The organism is Marinobacter sp., assembly GCF_039977835.1.
GTDB lineage: Bacteria > Pseudomonadota > Gammaproteobacteria > Pseudomonadales > Oleiphilaceae > Marinobacter.
This window is the reverse complement of sequence record NZ_JBDWCL010000047.1, coordinates 1-5,395: the sequence shown is the minus strand read 5'-3', so window position 1 is coordinate 5,395 and position 5,395 is coordinate 1. Positions and strand designations below refer to the sequence as shown.

Sequence of the window (5,395 nt, the reverse complement as noted above, 5' to 3'; positions counted from 1 at the left end):
GCCTTATCTGGAGCACCTAAAAGTGCCATAGAGGCCAATCTGGACTCCCTGATGACCACCTAACGGTCAAACTCGGGAAACCAAGCGAACAGACAACGTTAAATAACGCCTGTCAGGTGCAAGTCCGACAGGCTGCTAGTGGGGGCATTTGAACAGAAACTTACGGTTCTGCCCACCCTGATCCACCCAAACCGTAAATTCCTGCACGAAATTCACCGGCCTTTGGCCGCCTTGATGTACTTGTAGAGTGTGGGCTTTGAAATTCCCATCATTTCGCAGATCTGATCCACGGTGTGTTCCTTCTCGTCGTAAAGCTTCACGGCCAAGGCCTGTTTATCTTTGTTGAGTGACTTAGGCCTACCCCCTTTTCGTCCGCGCGCTCGCGCAGCTTGGAGGCCTGCTTGGGTGCGCTCACGGATCAGGTTCCGCTCAAACTCAGCCAACGCACCGAATATATGGAAAATCAACTTGCCGGAGCTGGATGAGGTGTCGATGGCTTCCTGGAGGCTCTTCAAGCCGATCCCCTTGAATTCCAGCAGTGTCACCATCTCGATCAAGTCTTTGAGTGACCTGCTCAAGCGATCCAGTCGCCAGACCACTATGGTGTCACCCGTTCTCGCGTACTGCAAAGCCTGGTGCAGACCTGGGCGTTCCGCTTTGGCACCGCTAAGCTGATCCTTGAAGATTTGCTCACACCCAGCCTGGTCGAGGGCGTCTCGTTGCAAGTTGAGGTTTTGATCGTCAGTCGAGACTCGTGCATAACCAACCAGCATATGCTTCTCACTCTCCAGGCAAACTTTACAGATTTGGGGGTTCTTCCACCGGGCCTAAAAAGTTGGCGGTTATCGCAGCTACCCGGTCGTCGCTCACAAAAGTTAAATTACTCGTAACTCTAGGAAATATATTAACATTGAAATATTAACCGAGTATATTAACTTTAGTTGTGCTGCAAACCCGTTGCCTTTCAGGGCCTGCGCGAAGCAGTTAATAAAATGAGGGTTTTCTTTACTCACTGGTCGGAGAGGATTCTGTGGTATAGTATTTAATGGTACTACCTTTAAATACCGAGGTAACAAAATGGCAACATCAGTAAAGCTTGATGAAAACTTGAAGAACCGAATTCAGCATCTGGCTGAAGCACGGCATCGTTCATCACACTGGATCATGCGCGAAGCGATCCGTGATTATGTTGAGCGTGAGGAAAAGCGCGAATCCTTCAAACAGGATGCATTACGCGCCTGGGAAGCGTACCAGAAAAACGGACTGCATCTGACGCTTGAAGAAGCTGACGCTTGGCTGGAGAAGCTTGAAGCGGGTGACGATGTGGAGTTGCCTAAGTGCCACATCTGATCTGGTCACCGCCCGCCCTCGCTGATGTACAGCGGCTCTATCGATTCCTTGCGCTAAACAATGAAGATGCGGCTCGACGGGCAATCAAAACGATACGGGCTGGCGTGAAAATACTGGCTCTTCAACCGGAAGCAGGTCGCCCTGTTGCAGATATGGAGCCAGAGTTTCGGGAATGGCTGATCGATTTCGGAGGCAGTGGATATATAGCTTTGTATCGCTTCGATGGAGAAACTGCAACGATTCTTGCGGTGCGACATCAGAAAGAAGCCGGATACTAAGATAACAATGAATAATGACAGCCAATGAAAAGTTCTTGACCCAACGGCAACGTTACCAACCAGTGACATTGCCGCAGGATTTCTCCGATGAGGAAATGGCCAGGGACTGGACGCTATCGGAAGCCGACAAGAAAGAAGTTAATCGCTACCGCACCCACTCCCGCCTGTTCATCGCCATCCAGCTTTGTGCCGTGCGCCTGTACGGTCGTTTCCTGGTGGAGGTCAACGACCTGTCGCCACGCATTGTGAGCTACCTCAATAGCCAGCTTGAATTACCACCGTCCCTGACCATCAACACCCCAGATCGGGATGCCACGTTTTCCGAACAACGCAAAAACATCCTGACTTATTTGGGCTTCGTCAAATACGATGACAACGCCCAAGCCAGCCTGGAAAAGTGGTTGTCGAAACAGGCCGAGCAAGGCTTCTTGCCGGATGAACTGTTTCTACGTGCAGAGCAGTATCTTCTGAATACCAAAGTGATCCTGCCGGGGCCAAGCGTCCTGGAACGCTTGATTATCAGTGTTTGCTCCGAGGTTCATGAGCGATTGTTTGAGTCACTTTATCGGCAACTATCAGCGGAAATCCGGCAGGCCATTGATGAGCTATTGATTGCCGCACCTGGCGATCAGCGATCGCTGTTCTACCTCCTGAAGGAATATCCGCCGTCAGCCACCATCACCTCAATTCAAAGTTACCTGGAGCGATACCGGTCTCTCGATGGTACCGGCATCGATGCGATTGAATCGCGGATCGTGGATCCGGCCTTTATGGATTACCTCTACAAACTGGCGCGCCGCTACAACGCCAAGGACATCAAACGGTTCAAGGAAAACAAACGTTATTCCCTGATGTTGTGTTTCCTGCTGGAAACACGCAAGGTGCTGCTGGATCACCTGGTGAAAATGCACGACCAGTACATCCTGGACATGCTGCGTAAAGGCAGGCAGGTTCACGAGAAAAAGCACCGCGAATTTCGCAAGCGCCAGAAGAAAGCCATTGATACGGTGCTGAATGCGACCCACTTGATCCTGGATTGGCCCGATGACAAGCCGTTGAACAAGGTGGATCTGTGGCAACGCATCGATGAAAAGAAACTGCTGGAATCCGTGGATGATTTGCATATCTTCAAGCGCCTGGAAGAGCGCGGCTACGGTGATCTGCTGCTGGCCCGTTATCCCAGTTTACGCAAATATTTCCCGGAATTCCTGCACCTGCCGTTCCAGGCCAAGCCCGGTACTGAACCACTCCTGAAGTCCATACAACTGATTCGCCAGCTCGATGCCGGTGAACTGAAAACCTTGCCAGATGAAGTACCCACGTATTTCATTCCCAAGGAGCTACGGCGGTGCCTGAAAGGCAAAAACGGCAAGATCCAGCGCAACGCCTGGGAACTGGGCGTGGCTATGGCCATGAAGGACGCCTTGCGCTCCGGGGATCTGTTTGTGCCCAAGAGCAAACAACACGTCTCTTTCTGGGATCTGATGCTGAACCCGCACCGGTGGGAGGATACCCGCGAAGCTGCCTACGAGGACCTCCAGCAACCGTTTAAAGACCAGGTGAAAGCGCAATTGATTTTGCAATTCCACCAGAGTGTGGGCGAAGCGGAAAAGCGGTTTGGTTTGGATACCTTTGCTGACATCAAGGATGGCAATCTCAAGCTGAAGCGCGATGACAAGGCTGAAATCCCGGAGACTGTGAAGAAACTCCAGAAAGTCATCGATGCCAGTATGCCCAACATTCGCATTGAAGAACTGCTGATGGAAGTGGACAGGGAAACCAATTTCTCCCGGCACTTTATCCCGGTACAGCAACACCACTCCAGGCCGAAGAACTTCTACAAAACGCTGATCTCTGCCTTGATTTCCCAGGCTACCAACCTGGGCGTGGTGGCCATGAGTGCGAGTGTTGATGATGTCTCAGTGGATATGCTGCGCCACGTCTTGCAGTTCTACGTGCGCGAGGAAACCATTACGGCGGCCAGCGCCGAGATTGTGAACCAGCATCACCAATTGCCGTTCAGTGAGGTGCACGGATCTGGCCAGGTGTCATCATCGGATGCGCAGCGCTTCCGGATCCGGGCCGACAGCCTGTTGGCGGCGTATTATCCTCGCTACTACGGTTACTATGAGAAAGCGATCGGCATCTACACCCATGTGTCCGATCAATACTCGGTATACAGTACCAAGGCCATTTCCTGTAATCCCAGGGAAGCCCTGTACGTCCTGGATGGCCTGCTGGAAAACAACACCATCCTGAAGATCCGCGAACATACCACCGACACCCACGGCTACACCGAAATCATCTTTGCGCTGTGCTACTTGCTGGGGTACTACTTCAGGCCCCGAATCCGCGACCTCAAGGATCAGCAGCTCTACCGGGTGGAGCGCAACGTCAATTACGGCGTATTCACACCCTCACTGAACAAGACGGCGGATCTGGGCATTGTGGAAGAGCAGTGGGACGAAATGATCCATGTAGCCACGTCGTTAAAGGAACGCACGGCACCGGCCCACGTGATTGTGGAGCGACTGACCAACAGCTTTCCCTCTGACCGTCTGGCGAAGGCCTTCACCAACCTGGGCAGGATCATCAAGACCGAATACATACTGCGCTATATCACCGACAAAGACCTGCGCCGCACGGTTCAGCTCCAGCTCAACAAAGGCGAGTACCGGCACAACCTGCCGCGCTGGATCTTCTTTGCCAACCAAGGGGAATTCACCACCGGTGATTACCTGGAGATCATGAACAAGGCAAGTGCGTTAAGCCTGGTATCCAATGCCATCCTGTACTGGAACACCTCCAGGATCAGCAACATCGTCGATGAACTCCGAAAGCAAGGTGAGACGGTGGACGATGACCTGCTGGCTCACATCTCCCTACTGCCCTACAAACACGTCTTGCCCAATGGCACCTACTTTATTGAACGAGAGGAAACGAAATAGATGGGTGAAGTCCACAACTATCTGCCGCGCCTGACGGTCAATCAATTGCTGATCCGCGATCTTGTGGCTGCGCAAGCGCCTTGTTTCGCATTGGGTTACGTGGAAGACCGGAAAGAGAAATGCGGTTTCATTGCGGTACGGCCAGAGAGACCTTTACCAAACCAGGTAACGCACCAAGGCATGAACTTCGGGCATTCAGTTCTGGGTACAAGCCAATACAAGGTGCTTCACTTTGGGTTTGAATTCTATGGCCATGCCACGTATCACGGCTTGGTACCAGCCGGGAATCCGATCATCCAGGCGGTGATTGCAACCATGCTGGATACCCAGGACTACTTTTTCTTCGCCATTAATCCGGATCAGACCGTCACCGCTTTTCGCTCGCAATTTGAGGCTCCTGACCTGGCGGGACTGCGCACCAACCAGGAACAATTTAGCGAGGGCAGTTGCTCGTCCGAACAATACGAAAGCGCGGTGAAGACCTTTACCAAGAACCCGGATCCGCCGGGTACAGTGATGAATTGGGTATGCCGAAATAACTGGGATTACCTGGATTTAAAGAAGTATCCGCTCGATCTCAATCCTCGGCCATGAAGTGAGCAGGGGAGAATTGCGCAGGAATTTACGGTTTGAGGTGGATCCGGGTGGGCGGAACCGTAAGTTTCTGTTCAAATGCCCCCGCTAGCAGCCTGTCGGACTTAACCACGCAGTGTCGAAGTGAGATAATCAATACAACAGGGGCCATAACCGGACTTCAATGATGGGACATTTTGTACTTGCTGATCGGGACACTGACTTCCTGCTTCCCCCTTCCATTCA

General features: G+C 52.3%; 5 protein-coding genes. 4 read left to right on the top strand and 1 reads right to left on the bottom strand.

Going from position 1 to position 5,395, the window contains the following annotated elements:
• Positions 1-212 precede the first annotated feature (212 nt).
• Positions 213-773 (bottom strand): recombinase family protein, encoded by a 561-nt coding sequence (locus tag ABJM11_RS14585; protein ID WP_348296543.1) that lies wholly within the window; start codon positions 771-773, stop codon positions 213-215.
• Between the two features lie 304 nt (positions 774-1,077).
• On the opposite strand from ABJM11_RS14585, the gene ABJM11_RS14580 reads away from it, so the two are divergent.
• Genes ABJM11_RS14580 through ABJM11_RS14565 form a run of 4 tightly spaced genes read left to right on the top strand, consistent with a single transcriptional unit; the run spans position 1,078 to position 5,170 of the window.
• Positions 1,078-1,350 carry a CopG family ribbon-helix-helix protein gene (locus ABJM11_RS14580; protein WP_348296542.1) on the top strand — a complete coding sequence of 91 codons (273 nt, stop codon included), beginning with the start codon at positions 1,078-1,080 and terminating at the stop codon, positions 1,348-1,350.
• Positions 1,338-1,628, top strand: a complete 291-nt coding sequence (locus ABJM11_RS14575) for a type II toxin-antitoxin system RelE/ParE family toxin (protein WP_348296541.1) — start codon at positions 1,338-1,340, stop codon at positions 1,626-1,628. Before ABJM11_RS14580 ends, ABJM11_RS14575 begins: the two co-directional genes overlap by 13 nt.
• Positions 1,629-1,642: 14 nt before the next feature.
• Positions 1,643-4,576, top strand: coding sequence for a Tn3 family transposase (locus ABJM11_RS14570; RefSeq protein WP_348296540.1), 2,934 nt, complete (start codon positions 1,643-1,645; stop codon positions 4,574-4,576).
• The gene (locus ABJM11_RS14565) at positions 4,577-5,170 is read left to right on the top strand and encodes a hypothetical protein (RefSeq protein WP_348296539.1); all 594 of its coding nucleotides are present in this window, start codon (positions 4,577-4,579) and stop codon (positions 5,168-5,170) included.
• Positions 5,171-5,395 lie beyond the last annotated feature (225 nt).